This is a genomic window from Corallococcus macrosporus DSM 14697 (assembly GCF_002305895.1).
Taxonomy (GTDB): domain Bacteria; phylum Myxococcota; class Myxococcia; order Myxococcales; family Myxococcaceae; genus Myxococcus; species Myxococcus macrosporus.
This window is the reverse complement of sequence record NZ_CP022203.1, coordinates 1,626,733-1,643,394: the sequence shown is the minus strand read 5'-3', so window position 1 is coordinate 1,643,394 and position 16,662 is coordinate 1,626,733. Positions and strand designations below refer to the sequence as shown.

At 71.7% G+C, this 16,662-nt stretch carries 17 protein-coding genes; 15 read left to right on the top strand and 2 right to left on the bottom strand.

Features of this window, described 5'->3' with window-relative positions:
- The first annotated feature begins 33 nt into the window (after nucleotides 1-33).
- The 3 genes from ggt (at nucleotide 34) to MYMAC_RS06905 (ending at nucleotide 4,856) form a co-directional block, all read left to right on the top strand.
- Complete coding sequence (ggt, locus tag MYMAC_RS06915) at nucleotides 34-1,842, top strand: gamma-glutamyltransferase (RefSeq protein ID WP_095957497.1); 1,809 nt, start codon at nucleotides 34-36, stop codon at nucleotides 1,840-1,842.
- 3 nt (nucleotides 1,843-1,845) lie between these two features.
- On the top strand, nucleotides 1,846-2,628 hold the full coding sequence (locus tag MYMAC_RS06910; RefSeq protein ID WP_095957496.1) for a TatD family hydrolase: 783 nt from the start codon (nucleotides 1,846-1,848) through the stop codon (nucleotides 2,626-2,628).
- A gap of 176 nt (nucleotides 2,629-2,804) precedes the next feature.
- On the top strand, nucleotides 2,805-4,856 hold the full coding sequence (locus MYMAC_RS06905) for a M3 family metallopeptidase (protein WP_095957495.1): 2,052 nt from the start codon (nucleotides 2,805-2,807) through the stop codon (nucleotides 4,854-4,856).
- A 111-nt stretch (nucleotides 4,857-4,967) separates the two neighbouring features.
- Here the strand turns inward: MYMAC_RS06905 and MYMAC_RS06900 are convergent, their stop codons facing one another.
- Nucleotides 4,968-5,246, bottom strand: a complete 279-nt coding sequence (locus tag MYMAC_RS06900) for a hypothetical protein (protein WP_013935478.1) — start codon at nucleotides 5,244-5,246, stop codon at nucleotides 4,968-4,970.
- 250 nt (nucleotides 5,247-5,496) lie between these two features.
- Between MYMAC_RS06900 and MYMAC_RS06895 the strand changes: the two genes are divergently transcribed.
- The 5 genes from MYMAC_RS06895 (at nucleotide 5,497) to MYMAC_RS06875 (ending at nucleotide 9,787) form a co-directional block, all read left to right on the top strand.
- A complete protein-coding gene (locus tag MYMAC_RS06895; RefSeq protein ID WP_013935479.1) occupies nucleotides 5,497-5,724 on the top strand; it encodes a hypothetical protein in 228 nt (75 codons plus the stop codon).
- A 15-nt stretch (nucleotides 5,725-5,739) separates the two neighbouring features.
- On the top strand, nucleotides 5,740-6,687 hold the full coding sequence (locus MYMAC_RS06890; protein ID WP_095957494.1) for an amidohydrolase family protein: 948 nt from the start codon (nucleotides 5,740-5,742) through the stop codon (nucleotides 6,685-6,687).
- A 158-nt stretch (nucleotides 6,688-6,845) separates the two neighbouring features.
- Nucleotides 6,846-7,223, top strand: coding sequence for a response regulator (locus MYMAC_RS06885; RefSeq protein WP_011551495.1), 378 nt, complete (start codon nucleotides 6,846-6,848; stop codon nucleotides 7,221-7,223).
- Nucleotides 7,224-7,313: 90 nt separating this feature from the next.
- A complete protein-coding gene (locus MYMAC_RS06880; protein WP_095957493.1) occupies nucleotides 7,314-8,135 on the top strand; it encodes an ABC transporter ATP-binding protein in 822 nt (273 codons plus the stop codon).
- Entirely contained in the window at nucleotides 8,132-9,787 is a 1,656-nt protein-coding gene (locus tag MYMAC_RS06875; protein ID WP_095957492.1) for a hypothetical protein, read from the top strand. Before MYMAC_RS06880 ends, MYMAC_RS06875 begins: the two co-directional genes overlap by 4 nt.
- Nucleotides 9,788-9,911: 124 nt before the next feature.
- On the opposite strand, the gene MYMAC_RS06870 is transcribed toward MYMAC_RS06875, so the two are convergent.
- Nucleotides 9,912-11,171, bottom strand: a complete 1,260-nt coding sequence (locus MYMAC_RS06870; RefSeq protein ID WP_170114707.1) for a vWA domain-containing protein — start codon at nucleotides 11,169-11,171, stop codon at nucleotides 9,912-9,914.
- A gap of 160 nt (nucleotides 11,172-11,331) precedes the next feature.
- Here MYMAC_RS06870 and MYMAC_RS06865 point away from each other — a divergent pair, with 160 nt between their 5' ends.
- From MYMAC_RS06865 to MYMAC_RS06835, 7 genes are all read left to right on the top strand, one after another.
- Nucleotides 11,332-12,231: a histone deacetylase family protein gene (locus MYMAC_RS06865; protein WP_013935484.1), complete on the top strand. Its 900-nt coding sequence runs from the start codon at nucleotides 11,332-11,334 to the stop codon at nucleotides 12,229-12,231.
- Nucleotides 12,232-12,306: 75 nt separating this feature from the next.
- Complete coding sequence (locus MYMAC_RS06860; protein WP_204817430.1) at nucleotides 12,307-13,023, top strand: COG1470 family protein; 717 nt, start codon at nucleotides 12,307-12,309, stop codon at nucleotides 13,021-13,023.
- Nucleotides 13,024-13,193: 170 nt separating this feature from the next.
- Nucleotides 13,194-13,571: a peptide chain release factor family protein gene (locus tag MYMAC_RS06855; RefSeq protein ID WP_095957489.1), complete on the top strand. Its 378-nt coding sequence runs from the start codon at nucleotides 13,194-13,196 to the stop codon at nucleotides 13,569-13,571.
- 240 nt (nucleotides 13,572-13,811) lie between these two features.
- Nucleotides 13,812-14,222 carry a pilus assembly protein N-terminal domain-containing protein gene (locus MYMAC_RS06850; protein ID WP_095957488.1) on the top strand — a complete coding sequence of 137 codons (411 nt, stop codon included), beginning with the start codon at nucleotides 13,812-13,814 and terminating at the stop codon, nucleotides 14,220-14,222.
- Nucleotides 14,219-14,923, top strand: a complete 705-nt coding sequence (locus MYMAC_RS06845; protein WP_013935488.1) for a prepilin-type N-terminal cleavage/methylation domain-containing protein — start codon at nucleotides 14,219-14,221, stop codon at nucleotides 14,921-14,923. Before MYMAC_RS06850 ends, MYMAC_RS06845 begins: the two co-directional genes overlap by 4 nt.
- Nucleotides 14,920-15,474, top strand: a complete 555-nt coding sequence (locus MYMAC_RS06840) for a type IV pilus modification PilV family protein (RefSeq protein WP_043709034.1) — start codon at nucleotides 14,920-14,922, stop codon at nucleotides 15,472-15,474. Before MYMAC_RS06845 ends, MYMAC_RS06840 begins: the two co-directional genes overlap by 4 nt.
- Complete coding sequence (locus MYMAC_RS06835) at nucleotides 15,471-16,658, top strand: PilW family protein (protein ID WP_095957487.1); 1,188 nt, start codon at nucleotides 15,471-15,473, stop codon at nucleotides 16,656-16,658. The genes MYMAC_RS06840 and MYMAC_RS06835 overlap by 4 nt, the downstream gene beginning before the upstream one ends.
- Nucleotides 16,659-16,662: the final 4 nt, after the last annotated feature.

Genomic DNA, 16,662 nt, shown 5'->3' with positions numbered 1-16,662 from the left:
CGGGTAACACATCACCCAGGACGAAAGCCAGCGATGGACTGTTCAGACAGCGCGAGGAGGGCTGAACCCGTGAAGGAGATGAGCTTCCGCGGTGCGGTGCTGAAGCGAGGGCTGCTGACCGCGGTGATGTTGGTGGCGTGTGTGGCACAGGCGGCGCGGCCCTACCGGGGCGGCGCGGTGGCCACGGCCTACCCGCAGGCGAGCGCGGCGGCGTTGGAGATGCTGGAGAAGGGCGGCAACGCCACGGACGCGGCGGTGGCGGCGGCCTTCGTGGCGGCGGTGGTGGGCCCCTACCACTCCGGCATTGGCGGCGGCGGCTTCGCGCTGGTGCACGACGCGAAGCGCGGCGACACGAAGGTGCTGGACTTCCGTGAAGTCGCCCCCAAGGCGGCCACGCGGGACATGTACGTGAAGGACGGCAAGGTGGTGCCGGGCCTGTCCACGGACGGCGCGCTGAGCGTGGCGGTGCCGGGAGCCGTGGCGGGCTACCTGGAGCTGCTCAAGGCGCACGGCAAGCTGAAGCCCGCCGTGGTGCTGGCGCCGGCCATCGCGGCGGCGAAGCGGGGCATGTGGGTGACGCCGCGCTACCGCACCATGGCGGAGGGCCGGCTGGCCTGCCTGCGCCGGGACGCGGAGGCCTCGCGCGTGTTCCTGGTGAAGGACGCCCAGGGCCAGTGGGAGGCCCCGCCCGTGGGGCACCTCATCCGCCAGCCCGACCTGGCGCGCACGCTGACCGCCATCTCGAAGCAGGGCGCCAAGGCCTTCTATGCGGGGCCGGTGGCGAAGGCCATCGCCACGTCGGTGCAGGCGGGCGGCGGCATCCTCACGCAGGAGGACCTGGCCGCGTACAAGACGCGCGGCGCCACGCCGCTCGCGGGCTCGTACCGCGGCCACCGCGTGCTCACCATGCCCCCGCCGAGCGCGGGCGGCGTGGCCGTCATCCAGGTCCTGACGGCGCTGGAGCAACTCCGGCCCCAGGGCCTGGCGTTCCGCGACGCGGAGGCGCTGCACCTCTACGTGGAGGCCGTGCGGCGGGCCTACGTGGACCGCGCGAAGCACCTGGGGGACCCGGCCTTCGTGGACGTGCCCCTGGCGCGGCTGGTGTCAGCCGGGCACGTCGCGGACCTGGCGGGCTCCATCGACCCGAAGAAGGCCACGCCCAGCGCGTCCCTGCTGGCGCCGAAGGAAGGCGTGCGGGGCTCCACGCTGACGGACGAGCCCACCACCCTGACGCCCGAGCCGGAGAAGAAGAACACCACGCACATCTCCGTCATCGACAAGGACGGCAACGCGGTGGCCATGACGACGACGGTGAACTACGGCTTCGGCTCGTGCATGGTGGCCAAGGGCACCGGCGTGCTGCTCAACGACGAGATGGACGACTTCGCCGCGCAGCCCGGCGTGCCCAACGCCTACGGCCTGGTGACGGGCGAGCCCAACGCGATTGCGCCGGGCAAGGTCCCGCTGTCCTCCATGTCCCCCACGCTGGTGTTCTCCAAGGAGGACCCAAGGCGCGTCATGCTCGCGGTGGGCAGCCCCGGCGGCTCCACCATCCCCACCACCGTCATCCAGGTCATCAGCAACGTGGTGGACCACGGCATGGACGTGGCGCGCGCGGTGAACGAGGGCCGCGTGCACCACCAGTACCTGCCCGACGAGGTGTGGGTGGACAGGTGGGGCCTGGAGCCGGCGACGCTGTCCGCGCTGGAGGCCAAGGGCCACAAAATCCGCCGCGTGGAGCAGTGGGGTGACGCGGAGGCCGTCTACAGCGACCCGAAGACGGGGCTGCGCTTCTCCGCCAGCGACCCGCGCAACGAAGGCGCCGCCCTGGGGCAGGATTGAGCAGTGCCGACCCCGCCGCCCATCTTCGACGCCCACCTCCACCCGGAGGGCCTGAGCGACCAGGACCTGGAGTCCATGCGCCTCTTCGGCGTGGAGCGGGCGCTGGTGGTGGCGCACCACTTCCCGGAGCCCACGTCCAAGGCGCTGCTGCGCCACTTCGATGACCTGGTGGAGCGGCAGCTCCCCCGGCTGGAGCGCCTGGGCATCCGCGCGTACGCCGCGCTGGGCGTCCACCCGCGCTGCATCCCCCGGCGCGGGCTGAGCGAGGTGCTGTCCGCCCTGCCCGGCTACTTCCAGGGCGGGCGCGTGGTGGCCCTGGGCGAGACGGGCCTGCACGCGGGCGGAGAGGAAGAGGAGGAGGCCTTCCTGGAGCAGCTCGCGCTGGCCCGCGGCCTCAAGCTGCGCGTGGTGGTGCACACCCCCACCGCCGACAAGGAGCGCCACACGCGGCGCATCCTCACGCTGCTGCGGCAGTCGGGCCTCCTGCCCTCGCGCGCGCTGGTGGACCACGCCAACGCGCGCACGGTGCGCACCATCCTGGAGGTGGGCCACTGGGCCGGCCTGACGCTGCACCCCGAGGCGCTCAAGGCCGAGCGCGCCGTGGCGCTGGTGCGGCGGCTGGGCAGCGAGCGGCTCATGCTCGACTCGGACGCGGGCGACGGCGCCGGGGACATCCTCGGCCTGGCGCGCGCCGCCAACCTCCTGGCCAAGGCCAGCCTGTCCGAGCGCATCGTGCGCCGCATCACCCATGAGAACGCCGCCCGCTTCTTCCAGGTGAGCGGCTGACGCACGCACGACTCCGCGCGGCATCGCCGGCCCCGGCGCGTTGCCCCGGGCCGGACGACGTCCGCGACGGAAACTTTCGATGAAACGGCGCGCTCTTCGTCATTCCCTGCAGGGCGCGCAGCGGAAATAGGCCGGTCCCCCGCACGTTGCCCCATCACCCGCGCTGGGAGTGGCATTTGCACCGCTTGGTCGTCTTCGTCGTCAGCCTCGCGCTCGCGGGCTGCACTGGCCCATCCTCCGCGCAGCGCCTCGCGTCATCTGGTGAGCCCCTGGGCGCGCCACGGCCGCTGGAGCCTGACGCGGGCCGCCAACTGACCTTCACGCCCGAGCGCTTCCTGGCCGCCTGCCTGCGCGACGTGCGACAGGCGGAGGCGCGCATCCAGGCGATGTTGGCGCTGCCCACGCCGCGGGACGTGGACGCGGCGCTCACCGCCTACGACGACGCCATGGCGCTGCTGGATGACGCCCACAGCCGGGGGAACCTGGGCGCCAACACCCACCCGGACGCCGCCTTCCGCGCGGCGGCGGAGCGCTGCGCCCAGGCGACGGACGGCAAGCGCACGGACGTGTCGCTCAACCCCCGCGTCTACGCGGCGCTGGCCGCGCTGGATTTGAGCGGCCAGGACGCCGCCACCCGGCGCTGGGTGGACCTGGTGTTGCGAGGCTTCCGGCGCGCGGGGGTGAACCGGGACGCGGCCACCCGCGCGCGGCTGCGCGAGCTGAACGACACCCTCACGCGGCTGGGCCAGGCCTTCAGCCAGCACATCCGCGAGGACGTCCGGTACGTGGACGTGGCCCCGGACGCGCTGGACGGCCTCCCAGACGACTACATCCGGGACCACCCGCCAGGGCCGGATGGCCGGGTGCGCATCACCACGGACCCGTCCGACACGCTGCCCTTCCTGACCTACGCGCGCGACGGGCGCGCCCGCGAGGCGCTGTGGCGCGCGGGGCAGCAGCGCGGCCACCCGCGCAACCTGGAGACGCTGTCACGCCTGCTCCAGGCGCGGCACGACCTGGCCACGCTCCTGGGCTACCCGTCCTGGGCCGCCTACGCGTCCGAGGACAAGATGGTCCGCCACCAGCACGTGGCCGAGGCCTTCATCGAACAGCTCGCCACCGCCACCGCCACGCGCGTGAAGGACGACTACGCCGCGCTGCTGGCGCGCAAGCGGCGCGAGGTGCCCGGCGCCGCCCGCGTGGAGCCGTGGGAGCAGACGTACCTCAAGGAGCAGGTGCGCGCGGAGCGCCACCGGCTCGACTCGCGCGAGCTGCGGCCCTTCTTCGAATACACGCGGGTGAAGCAGGGCGTGCTGGACATCACCTCGCGGCTCTTCGGACTCACCTACCGCCGCGTCACCGACGCGCCGGCGTGGCACCCGGACATCGAGACCTGGGACATCTACGAGGGCCCCACGCGCCTGGGGCGCTTCTACCTGGACATGCACCCGCGCCCGGACAAGTACGCCCACCCGGCGCAGTGGGACCTGGCCACCGGCCGCGCGGGCAGGACGCTTCCGGAGGGCGTGCTGACGGCGAACTTCCCCCGCCCCGGCGCCCACCCCGCGCTGCTCCAGCACGCCCAGGTGCAGACCTTCTTCCACGAGTTCGGCCACCTGCTGCACCACGTCCTGGGCGGCCGCGCGCGCTGGGCGAGCCTGTCCGGCTCGCGCACGGAGCGCGACTTCGTGGAGGCCCCCGCCCAGGTGCTGGAGGAGTGGGCCTGGCGCCCGGAGTCCCTGCGGACCTTCGCCCGGCACGTCGACACCGGGGAGCCGCTGCCCACGGACACCATCCTCCGCATGCGGCGCGCGGAGGCCTTCGGCAAGGGGCTGTGGCTGCGCCAGCAGCTCTTCTACGCGGCCGTCAGCCTCCAGCTCCACGCCAGCGACCCGGCCAGCGTGGACACCACCGCGCGAGTCCATGCGCTCCAGGAGCGCTACATGCCCTTCCCCGCCCTGGACGACACCTACGCCCACCTCTCCTTCGTCCAACTCGACGGGTACTACTCGTCCGCGTACTACGCCTACCTCTGGTCGCTCGTCATCGCCCGGGATCTGCTCACGCCCTTCCTGGAGCACGGGCTGATGGACCCCGCCACGGCCCAGCGCTTCCGGGACACCGTGCTGGGCCCCGGCGGCTCCCGGGACGCCGCGGACCTGGTGCGCTCATTCCTGGGCAGGGACTACGGCTTCGAGGCCTACACCCGTTGGCTGGACGACGCCTGACGCTGCTCGTCAGCGCGTGTAAAAACGAAGGGCCCCGCGATGTGAATCGCGAGGCCCCGGGTGTTGTGAATCCGTCAAATCATCAACGGTCCGCCCACGCGGCGTCGGTGTTCAGTGCACCGCGGGTGCGGACACCGACTGCTCGGGCTGCAGGGTGATGCCCTGGGCGTCCGCGTCGAAGCGGACCTGCACGGGCACGCCCTGGTAGCGGTACTGGGCCAGGGAGTCCGCCGCCGCGTCGAGCTGGCGCTGGAAGCGCTCCTCCAGCTCCACGGCGATCAGCAGCATCGTCTCGCCCGCGTCCTCGACGCCCGGGCGGTACACCTGGCACCGCTGGAACCGCGCCCAGCGACCGTTCTCCATCTTCACCAGCTCGCCGTCGTAAGCCATGCGCAGCTCCTGTGCCGTAAACCCAACGGAACCCAATGTAGGGCCGGATTAACGCCCTGTCATCCCCCCACTTGAAAATTCGTCAAAGCCTTGGAAGTCCAAGGAGTTACAGGCGCACATGGCGGGCATCCAGGCAGGTGGCCGGGGGTAACTGCTCAAAAATGTAAATTTCGTGGGCCGTCAACGCGGTTAAGCCTGCCCTCGCGGGGCGGTGGCACCGGGGCGGTGCGTCACCTATGCTTGGGGGGAGATGAAGCTGCCCGGGCTGTTCCGCAAAGAGCGCACCACCATCCAGGCCGCCGACGCGCAGGACCACGCCGAGCGGCTCCTCGCCGAGTCGCTGCGCATGTTGGGTCAGGTCTGCGGCAAGGTCGCGGACGCCATCGAGGCGCAGCGGCTGTCCCGCCAGGGGTACCCGCACAACACCTACCTGCGGCGGACCGACGGCGACGAGGACGACAGCGCCAAGAAGGCTTAAGACGGGTGGCTCGTCATGGCCACCGACTCCGACGCCGACGTGCCCGTCCCCTGCCTGGCCACCGCCCCCACGTGGCGGGACGCCGGCATCACCCTGCCCATGCCCGGCCTTCACGATTCAGAAGGCCCCCGCCTGCCGGACAGCCTGCCGCCCGTGGTGGACGCGCACGTCCACCTCTTCCCGGACCGGGTGTTCGAGGCGGTGTGGCGCTGGTTCGACCGGTACGGCTGGCCCATCCGCTACAAGCTGCACACGCGCCAGGTCGTGTCCTTCCTCCTGTCACGGGGTGTCCAGCGGGTGGTGGCGCTGCACTACGCCCACCGGCCGGGCATGGCCCGCGCGCTCAACGCCTACGTGGCGGAGGTGGCCCGGGAAGAGCCCCGCGTGCTGGGGCTCGCCACCGTGCTCCCGGGTGAGCCGGAGGCGACGGCGGTGCTGGAGGAGGCCTTCGCCGCGGGCCTGCGGGGGGTGAAGATTCACTGCCACGTCCAATGCTTCGCCCCTGACGCGCCGCACCTTCACGAGGTGTATGCCGCGTGCGCGAAGGCGGGCCGTCCGCTCGTCATGCATGCGGGGCGGGAGCCCTCCAGCCCCCACTACCATTGCGACACCTACGCGCTCTGCGCCGCCGAACGGGTGGAGCGTGTGCTGAAGGACCATCCCACGCTGAAGCTGTGCGTGCCGCACCTGGGCGCGGACGAGTTCGACGCCTACGCGCGGCTGCTGGAGCGCCACGACAACCTCTGGCTGGACACCACCATGGCGCTGGCGGGGTACTTCCCCGTGCCCCTTCCCCGCCGCGCGCTGGAGGTCCGGCCCGAGCGCATCCTCTACGGCACGGACTTCCCCAACCTCCCCTACGCGTGGGACCGGGAGCTGCGGACCTTGCTGGGGATGAAGCTGGATGACGCGGTGCTCGCGGGCATCCTGGGGCAGAATGCACTCCAGCTTTACGGAGCGTGAGCCCCGTGGGGCCCGGCCCCGGTTTCAAGGCTCGTCCTCACGGGCCGTTCGCTGTTGAAAAACGTCGGAGCCCCTTCCGGAATGGAAGAGGAGTTCCCATCATCCTGCCCATAGAATTTCGCGGCGAGTCACCCAGCCGCAGCTTCCGAGGCCCTGCCATGTCCCACATCCTGGTCGTCGACGACGACGCGAGCCACCGCACGCTCATCTGCGATGCCCTCGAGGAAATGGGCTATCCCACGGTTCAAGCGGCCAACGGCCGTGAGGCGCTGGACCTGCTGGAGGGAGACATGCCCTCCGCCGTGCTGCTCGACTTGCGGATGCCGGTCATGAGCGGCTGGGGATTGCTCGACGCGCTCAAGAAGATGCCCCGCGCGCGCGGGCTGCCCATCATCATCATCTCCGGCTACGGCTTCGAATGGGAGGCCGAGCTGGTGGGCGCCGCCGGCTACATCTCCAAGCCGGTGGACCTGGACAAGGTGCGGATGACGGTGCAGCAGATCGCCGGTCCGCCGGAGATGTCGCTCGTCCACTGAGGCGGCACCCTGAAAGCGGGCGGGCATCCCCCTGTTGACGGGTGGGGATTGTCCCCCGGTGCCGGGCTCGGGTGAGATGCAGGGCATTCCATGACGCCCTCTCCCACTGATGACCTGGCGGTCGACGCCCGCGGACTGCAGAAGCGCTTTGGCGGCTTCAGCGCGCTCAACGGGCTGGACCTGCAGATTCCCCGCGGCGCCTTCTACGCGTACCTGGGCCCCAACGGGGCCGGGAAGTCCACCAGCATCGCCCTGCTGACGGGGGTGTACGGCCCCGACGCGGGCACCATCCGGATGCTCGGGGTGGACGCGGTGGCCAGGCCCATGGAAGTGAAGCGCCGCGTGGGCGTGGTGCCGGAGGAGCTGAGCCTCTTCGAGCGGCTCACCGGCCGCCAGTACCTCACCTTCTGCGCCCGCATGTACGGGCTGGACGGAGACGAGGCCGCCGCGCGCGCCGCGGAGCTGCTGGAGCTGACGGAGCTCACCTACAAGGCCGGCGCGCTGGTGGCGGAGTACTCCAAGGGCATGCGCCGGAGGCTCGCCATCGCCGCGGCGCTGATCCACGCGCCGGAGCTCGTGCTGCTGGACGAGCCCTTCGAGGGCATTGACGTGCTGGCCGCCGGCGTCATCCGCGAGCTCCTGCGCGAGCTGAGCCGGCGCGGGGTGACGCTGCTGCTCACCACGCACGTGCTGGAGATCGCCGAGCGGCTGGCCACGCACGCGGGCATCCTCCGCGGCGGCCGGATGCTGGACCAGGGGCCGGTGGGCTCGCTGCTGTCGCGCTACGAGTGCCCGTCACTGGAGGCGGTGTTCGAGAAGCTCATCTCCGTGCCGGCCTCGCGCAACGCGCGCCTGTCCTTCTACGGAGAAGCCCCCGCCTCCGTGACGCCGCTGCGCCGGGAGACCGCATGAGCCGCCCCGCCGTGCCCGGCTTCTTCCGGCACCTGTGGCTCCTGTGGGGCCTGCGCTTCGACATCGGGTTGAATCAGGGCCCCGGACGCAGCCGGCTGCTCGCGGTGGCCGCCTTCGCCGCGTCCAGCGCGCCGGGCCTCTTCCTGGGGCTGACGTTCTTCGCGCTGATGCGGCTGAAGCCCATCGCGCAGAGCGAGGTGTGGCCCTTCTTCATCCTCAACCTGCTGTGCTTCGTCACCTTCTCCGTGTGGGTGACGTGGCCGCTGCTCTCCGCGGGCGTGGATGACCACTCCGAGCTGAGCCGCTACGCGGCCTTCCCCATCTCCCCCTTCCGGCTGCTCATCGCCTCCACGGTGGCCAGCCTCTTCGAGCCGCGCGCGCTCGTCTTCTACGCGCCGCTCACCGGGGCCGCGCTGGGCTTCGCGTCCGTCTACGTGCTCTACATGCCGTGGCTGGCCGTGGTCCTCTACATCCTCTTCGCGCTCCTGTGCGCGGCGTGGAGCCGGGTGGCGCTGTACGCCGTCATCAACGTGCTGCGGGAGAAGCACAGCGCGGAAATCATGGGCGGCGGGCTGGCGCTGTTCCTGCTGGGCGCGTCCTTCATTCCGCCCATCGACACGTCGTGGCTGACGGCGGTGGGTGAGGCGGGCGTGGACGCGCTGGACATGAGCCTCATCATCAACGCGGCGGTGGCGCTGGGCCGCGTGCCCCCGGGCCTCTTCGGTGACGCGCTGGCGCAGCTCGCCTGGCACCGGCCCCGGGTGGCCATGGCCGAGGCGGCGGCGCTGCTCTTCTTCACCGCGGTGGGCATGGCGGTGGCCTACGCGCTGCTGATGCGCTTCCACCGGCAGGCGGGCCGCGCGGGGGGCTCGCGCAAGGACTCGGGTGACAGCAACCCGTTCGCCACCACGAAGACGCGCTACACCACGCTGGTGACGCGCGAGGCCCTGGACCTGTGGCGCAACCCGCGCGCGCGGCTGCTGGCGTCGGTGCCCTTCATCCTGGCCATCCTGCTGAAGCTGCTGTCCGGCAGGGACTTGTTCGTGTTCGTCCTGGGCGCCTCCGCGGACGCGTGGCTGATGGGCGGCCTGTGCATCTACGGCGCGGTGGTGATTGCGTCCACCTTCTCGCAGAACACCTTCGCGTATGACGGGCAGGGCTTCGCGGCGTTCCTGGCGGCGCCCCTGGACCTGGCGGACGTGCTGCGCGCGAAGAACCAGGTGCAGGGCGCGGCGGCGCTCGCGATGGCGGCGCTGGTGGCGCTCTTCTACCGGGTGTACTTCGGCTTCGGCACCGCGCTGGACATGCTGTGCGCCATGGCGGCCGTGGCCACCGTGGTGCCCATGCTGCTGGCGGCGGGCAACTTCCTGTCGCTGTACTTCCCGGTGAAGTTCCACGCCAGCCTCAAGCGGCGGGACAAGGTGCCGCTGACGGCCTCCATGCTGGGCATCCTCGCGGCCAGCGCGGGCTGCATGCCCTTCGGGTGGGCGCTCAAGCTCGCGGGCAAGGACGGCCCCACGTGGCACACGGCGGCGATGATTCTGCTGGCCGCCGCGCTGAACGTGGCGCTGTACCGCGGGGTGCTGCCGCTGGCGCTGCGGCTCTTGGAGCGGCGGCGGGAAGTCGTGCTCCAGGCGGTGACGCGGGAGTAACGCGCGCGGCCCCTCCGGGAGTGCTCGACGGAGGGACCATGCCCCTTGCGGAACGGAACGGACAGGGAGCCGCGGACGCCTCCAAGCGCGTCCGCGGCTCCCTGTCCCCCTCTTCCCGTGACGCTCAGTAGGCGATGCCGTGCTTCGCCGCCTGGGCCTTCACGCCCTTCATCACGTTGGCGTCGAAGGCGTCCTCCTTGGCGGGGGCGTTCTTCGTCAGCCACGCCTCGCGCTCGGCGGCCAGCGTCTCCGCCTTCTTCTCCAGCGCCTTCTTCTCCTCGGAGAGCGTCTTCACCTTCGCGGCCTGCGCCTCGGCAGACAAGCCCTTGAGCTCGGCGGGCAGCTCGTCCTGGCTCACGCCCGCCAGCGCGGACGGCGCCTCCACCAGGTCCACCGCGCCGCCCACCGCCTTGGGCGCGCTGCTGGCGGGAGCGCCACCGGCCCCGGCGCCGCGCGTCTTCTTCATGTAGCTGATGCGCTCGGCCGCGGCCTCCGGCGCCAGCCGGGCCATGGAGGCGGCGCGCGCCTTGTTCTCCGCCTGGACCTCCCGGCGGCCCGTGTAGAGCGTCTTCGTGGACAGCTCCGCGTTCACCTTCGCCAGCGCCTCGTCGTACGGTGTGGCGACGGCGACCATGCCCCCGGACTGGTCGATGGAGTCGAAGGTGCCATCCGTCAGCTTCGCCACGGCCCGCCACGCCACCGCCGTCTTGGCGTCCCCACCGCACCGGACGGTGTTCACGACGATGTGCTTCTCGCGCGCCTTCTTCGCCCAGAAGTTGAAGTCCCAGTCATCGTTGCGCCGCGCCGGGGGAGCGTCTCCCACCAGGAAGATGGCCTTCATCACCTCGCGGTTCTGGCTCCAGGACAGCTTGGACACGGCCTCGCCCAGGCCGCGCCCCACGTGCTCGGGCGTGTCCCCGCCGCCCCCCGCCTCGAACTTGCGCAGGTTGGCGAACACCGTGTCCAGGTCATCGCTGAGGTCGAAGCGCTTCGTCACATATTCGTCGCCCACGTCGCGGTAGGCCACCAGCCCCACCTTCAGGCGCGGCGTGGGACGGCCCTGCGCGATGCGCGACGCGATGGAGTAGATCTTCTGCTTCGCGCCCTCCAGCAGTCCGCTCATCGAGCCCGTGGTGTCCAGCACGAACACCACTTCAATCTCCGGCCGGGCCGTGACCGGCTTCTGCTGTTGTGACGGCGGCGCCGGCGCGGGCTTCTGGGAAGCGGCGGGCTGCGCCTGAGCGGCCGGCGTCGCCGCCTTGGCGGGCGCGGACTTCTCCACGGGCTTGAAAATCGGGCTCTCCGTGGCCAGGGCCAGGGCGGCGGACAGAGCGGTGACGACCGCGGCCGACAGCGCGGCGCGCGACAGGAACTTGCGGTCCATGGCGTTCTCCAAGGGGACGACAGCGGGATTCAGCAGGCTTCGGCGCGCGCGTACGACCCTGGAACGAATGACCTCGCCCCCGGGTCTACGCCCCCGGTCGATTTCTCACGCGCGCCGCCGGTTGCACCCGCCCTGCCCTGGCGTTAGGGCTCCTGCTCGCGTGCGCGTCTTCCATTCGGACAGCTACGAAGTCCCGTTGCCTCCCGGCCACCGATTCCCCATGGAGAAGTACCGCCTGCTGCGCGAGGCGCTCCTGGCGCGCGGCGTGCTGCCGCCGGAGTCCCTCACCGAATCCACGCCCAGCCCGCGCGAGGACTTGGCCCGCGTCCACACGCCCCGCTACCTGGACGCGCTGTTCCAGGGCACCCTCACCGAGGCCGAGCAGCGCCGCCTGGGCTTCCCCTGGTCGCCCGAGCTGGTGCGCCGCTTCGCCGCCGCGGTGGCGGGCACCGTGGACGCCGCCCGCGCCGCGCTCCAGGACGGCATCGGCGGCAACCTCTCTGGCGGCACGCACCACGGCTTTCCAGACCACGGCGAGGGCTTCTGCGTCTTCAACGACATCGCCGTGGCCATCCGCGCGCTCCAGGCGTCGCGCGACATCCGCCGCGCCGTAGTGGTGGACCTGGACGTGCACCAGGGCAACGGCACCGCCGCCGTCTTCGCCGGCGACGACTCCGTCTTCACCTTCTCCATGCACGGGGAGAACAACTTCCCCTTCCGCAAGCAGCCCTCCCAGCTCGACGTGGGCCTGCCGGACGGCACGGGGGACGCGGCGTACCTGGACGCGCTCGCGCTGTACCTGCCCGAGGTGCTCGACCGCGCGGGGGCCTGCATCCTCTTCTACCAGGCCGGCGTGGACCCGCTCACCGAGGACGCGCTGGGGCGGCTCTCCCTCACGCACGCCGGGCTGCGCGCGCGCGACCGGCTGGTGCTGGAGGCCGCCCGCCAGCGGGGCCTGCCCGCGGTACTCACCCTGGGCGGCGGCTACGCGAAGCCCCTGTCCGCCACGATTGACGCGCACGCAGGCACGTACGAGGTGGCCCGGGCGCTGTTCCGTTGAACCTGCCTGCCCTGACGCGGCTTGCCCGGGTGCCACGACGGGCGGATGCTGGCACGCACCAGGAGAACCCAGAACATGACCCCATCCCTTCGCCGCCCCCTCCTCGGGGGCCTGTTCCTCGCCTGCTGCGCGCTCGCGCTGTCCTGCGGCAACGACGGGCCCTTCTTCCGCCTGACCTTCTCCCTCCCCGACACCCTCACCGCCGCCCCGGGTGAGAGCTTCCCGGTGGAGCTCACCGTGCTGCGCGAGGGAGATGACCAGAGCGCGTTCCGCGTCGACCTCCAGAGCGCGCCGGAGGGCGTCACGCTGACGCCGGAGTTCGTCCTGCCGGAGAACGAGGCCAGCGTCACCGCCACCGCCACCTTCGCGGTGGCGCAGGACACGCAGTTCCGGGGCATGACGCGCGCCCTGCTGACGGCCACCAACGCCGCGGAGACGTTCGCGACCAGCGCCAACCTGTTCCTCGTCATCCTGCAGCCGCCCGTGGCCCAGCCGGACTTCTCCATCGCCGTCGAGCCGCGTCAGGTGGACCTCTTCGCCGGGCAGAACGAGAAGGTGCGCATCACCGTGACGCGGGCGGAGGGCTTCACGGGGCCGGTGACGCTCTCCCTGGAGACCCCCACCCGCCGCATCGGCATGCAGGAGGTCACCATCCCGGCGGGTGAGACCTTCGTGGAGCCCTACATCAACACCGACCGCGGCATGACGCGCGTGCCCGTGGCCGCCTCCCTCATCGCCACCAGCGAGGACGGACGGCAGGCCAGCACCGGCATCAGCGTCAACGTGCGCTGAGCCCGGCGCGCGGCCCACCCGGCGCCGGGGCCTGGCTCCACCTCGGCCCGGCAACCCCTCTCCCCTGAAACCCCTCGTCAGACGGCGGCCAGGGTCCCGTCCAGCGCCGGGGCCTGCCCGCGCGTCAGCGGTTCACGAAGGGGCCTGGGAGGGATACCTTGAAGACCGCCATGAGCATTTCCCCCACCCGCCGCCAGGCCGCGCTGGACGCCCTCGCGCTGGACGACGAGGCCCTCCTGAAGGCGTGCGAGGTGGACTACTTCATCGCCTCGGGCCCGGGCGGACAGCACCGCAACACCACCGCCAGCGGCGTGCGCCTCACGCACGCCCCCACCGAGCTGTCCGTCAGCGCCACCGAGCGCCGCAGCCAGGTGCAGAACAAGGGCGTGGCGCTGGAGCGCCTGCGCGAGGGCCTCAAGGTCCTCACCTTCGTCCCCAAGGTGCGGCGGGCCACCAGGCCCACGGCCGGCGCCAAGCGGCGGCGCCTGGAAGGCAAGAAGCGCACCTCCGAGAAGAAGGCCCGGAGGAGCGGTAAAGCCGGCTGGTGACCCGGGTCTGTTCGGACTCCAACGTCCCTGTCATCGAACAGTCTGGGTGCGGCTAAAGTTTGCGGGCTCGCAGACCTTGCGAGGTCGCCTGCCCCTTCTGAAGCCCCTCCTCCCGAAAATTGCCGTGGAGTGTCGGGGGCTTGGCTCACCAGCCAGGGAGGCACGTGGTGTGCAGATGCACCCTCAGTGTCTCCATCGCCCCAGCCCCCGGGGGCCATTGTGCTCGCAGGACATCCCCCCATGCCCTTGCTCACGGTTTTTCCGTCTCCCTCTCCTTCATCCCGTTCACGCGCGCGCCGCTGGAGGCTGTGGGCGCCGCTGGCGCTGACGCTGGCCACCCCCGCCGCGTGGGCCCAGGACACCGACGCGGCCCCCGCCCCCGGCGCCGCTCCCGAGCTGGACTACGCCACCGAGGCGAAGAGCGCGGAGCCCTCCGGGCTGGTGGTGCGCGTGGCGCCGCTCGAGCAGACGCAGTTCATCGTGGAGAACGCCGAGCGCGTCAGGGTCCAGGCCCCCGCGGTGGTCGAGGTGTCGCTCGGTGAGCCGAACCAGCTCGCGGTCCAGGGGCTGAGCCCGGGCGTGTCGGAGGTGCTCGTGTGGCGCCAGGGCATCAAGCGGCCGCTGAGCGTCCGCCTGGAGGTCGCGAAGTGAGCCGGCGCGACGCACGCGGCGCGACGCTGCTGGAGGTCAGCATCGTCCTCGCCATCATCGCGGTGCTGGCCGCCCTGGCCTACGCGGGCTATGCGCAGCTCAGCGCGCGGACGAGCCCGCAGAACGCCGCGGCCGACCTGTCCGGCGCGCTCGCCGAGGCCCGCGCCCGCGCCGTGGACCGGCAGGCCGACGTGTGGCTCATCGTCTACCCGGACCTCGACCCGGCGGGGCAGGCCGGCGGCCACGGGGCCTGGTTCCTGGTGGAGGACCGCCTGCGCAACTTCGGCGACGCCGCGGCGCCCGCCGGGCAGTTGACCTTCTCGACCTTCTCGCCGCCCCTGGACATCCACCCCACCGCGGACCAGGGCCGGCTGATGGACTCCATGTACATGGACCGCTACACGCAGCGCACCGTGCGCTTCGGCGCCACGGGCAACCTGGCGTGGACCGGCATCTTCGAGGGCCTGCCGGTGTCGGATTGCAGCTTCTGCAGCGGCGCGCCGCGGCGGGGCGCCATCGTCTTCCGCGGTGACGGCTCCGCGCGCTTCGTGGACGGCGCGGGCCAGCCCGTCATCCCGGCGGGCAACGGCGCCCTGAACCGGGCCGCGTCCCTGGCACTCACCTCCACGGACGGACAGCGCGAATACCTCTTCGCCATCTCCGCTCCCGTCGGATTCGTCGACACGAGGACCAACCGATGAGGCGCTTGAATCCCGCATCCCGCCGCGCCGCCATGCGCGGCGCCACGCTCATCGAAGGCATGGCGGCCGCCGCCATCCTCGCCATGGGCATCAGCGGTGTCTTTGGCGGGCTCATCTTCGCCAGCCAGCAGAACGCCGCCGCCAACCGCCTGTCGCAGGCCAGCGCCATCGCCGCGCAGGTGCGCTCCGGGCTCCAGCTCCAGGGCCGCGCCCGCCTCTTCGCCGGCACCGGGCCGCTGTCCGCCGCGCGCTGCGCCGGCGCCGCGGAGACGCTGGAGCTGGCCGGTGGCCTCTCCACCCTCCCCGACGCCTGCGTCGTGGACCTGGACGCCTTCGACAGCGCGACCGGCGACCCGCTGCTCAAGGTGGTGCCGGGGTACTCGACGGAGGAGAGCGAGGACTACCGCCGCGTGCTCGTCTGGACGCCGGCGCAGGCCATCGACTCCGTCGCGGTGGTGGTGTCCTTCCGCAGCGCGGGGCAGCGCCGCTACGTCAAGCAGTTCGTCGCGCTCTACAACCCGGCGGAGAACGGCGCGGGGGTGGAGCTGTGAGCACGCCCAGGACGCCCGCGCGACGCGGCTTCACGCTCATCGAGCTGCTGGTGGGCATCACCGTCTCCTCGGTGGTGCTGCTGGCGGTGGCGGCGACCATCATCGCCGTCAACGACATCTTCCAGAAGAACACCGTCTCCAAGACGGCCGTCGAAGGCAGCCGCGTGGGCATGGACTACCTCAACCGCACGCTGCGCTACGCGGGCTACGGGCTGGACCCGGCCATCGCCTTCGACTTCGGCACGGACGGCCTGCCGGAGGACCGCAAGGACAACTACACCGAGGAAGTGGAGGACTGGGGCAGCTTCGTCACCGACGACCTGGCCTTCCGCTACCGCGACCCCATGTACCTGCGCCGCGGCCAGCTCGACGGCACCGGGGCGCCGCCCTTCCAGCTCACGCTGGAGCCCGCGGCCAACTTCGGCCAGCCCCTGCGCCAGGGCCAGGCCGTGCTGGTGGCCTGCCCGGGCGGCCAGGACTACTTCCTGGGACGGCTGGCGGCGGACGTGACCGCGGACGGCACCACGGCCTCGCTGGAGACCGCGCTGGCCGCCGGCATCCCGGGGGACGTGCCCAAGGGCTGCATGACGGACTCCACCCGCATGCCCTTCGTCATGCTGGTGCAGGAGAAGCGGCTGCGCGTGGAGGCCCACGGCGGCCGCCCGTACCTGGTGGTGAAGCACGGCTGGGCGGAGGACGCGGACTTCGACCCCATCGCCGCGGACGTGGAGTCCTTCCAGGTCAGCTACCAGATGAACCGCCCGCCCGCGAACTCCGCGTGCTGCGCCGGGCAGGCCGCGCCGGACGGCGCCGTGGGCAGCGGCATGGCCTGGGTGCTGGGCGACGAGGACGCCGTCATGCTGCCCAAGTACGACGCGGACGTCCCCCCGCCCACGTACAGCACGCCCTATGACGATGCGCTCCGCTACAACATGAACACCGCCAACATCCGCTCCGTCGGCGTGGGCCTCACGGTGCGCTCGGTGCGCCCCATGCCCTCCGGCAAGAAGAACCAGGCCCGCCGGCTCTTCAACGCGGACCCGGTGAACGGTGAGGACACCTTCTTCCGCACCACCGTGGAGACGTCCGTGCGCATCCCCAACATGACGTCCCGCGCCTTCTTCATCCCCGAGCTGCGCGCCGCCGGCGTCGCCGGTGACCTCAAGAACGTCTGGGGAGGCTAGCCAC